General features: G+C 69.4%; 1 protein-coding gene. It reads right to left on the reverse strand.

The window, feature by feature from the left end; genetic code table 11:
* On the reverse strand, positions 1-797 hold a 797-nt coding region (locus EOA27_RS38600; RefSeq protein ID WP_127258989.1), incomplete at both ends, for a histidine kinase dimerization/phospho-acceptor domain-containing protein.

The following is a 797-nucleotide window of genomic DNA, read 5'->3' on the forward strand; positions in this document are numbered from 1 at the left end:
ACGCTGCCGCCTGGCCTGGAATAGCGCAGAGCATTGTCGACCAGGTTGACGATCATCTCGCGCAGCATCGTGCCGTCGCCGATCACCGGCACCGGTCCGTTCTCATCGAGGCCGAGGTCGATATCGCGCTTGATCGCCGCCGGCGCCTGCGCTTCCAGCACCTGGCGGGCGGCTTCGGTGAGGTCGATACGGTCGGCGCGCGGCCGCCGGCTGCCGGGTTCCGCTCTCGACAGCGTAAGCAGCTGTTCGGCCAACCGCGCCAATTTGCCGGAACTCGTCTGCAGCGCCACCAGCGCCTCCTGGCGCCGGTCGGCCTTGGTCTCCCGCAACGCATAGCTTGCCTGTGTCGACAAGAGCGCCAGCGGCGTGCGCAGCTGGTGCGCGGCATTGGCGATGAAGCGCCGCTGCGCCGCCATCTGCGCCCGCACGCGCTGCATATAGGCGTTGAGCGCTTCGATCAGCGGCCGGATCTCGCTCTGCGCGCCCGGAACCTCGACCGGCTCGAGATCGCTGCGGCTGCGCGAACGCACGGCGTCGCGCAGCCGGATCAGCGGCGCCAGCCCGCGGCGCAGGCCGAGCAGCACGAACACGCCGGCAATAGCCACCAAGGCAAGCTGCTGGGCGAAGGCGCTGAGCCACAGCCGCTTCACCATCGCGTCATGGCCGGCGAGCGTGACGCCGACCGTGACCTTGATGGGCGAATCCGCGCCGGCGCCGATCACCGCATGGCTGAGCGTTGCCAGGCGCAGCGGATGATCGCGATAGGAGGCTTCGATGCTGTCCTGCTCCGACGCCAC

The sequence above is a fragment of the Mesorhizobium sp. M2A.F.Ca.ET.037.01.1.1 genome (assembly GCF_003998075.1).
GTDB lineage: Bacteria > Pseudomonadota > Alphaproteobacteria > Rhizobiales > Rhizobiaceae > Mesorhizobium.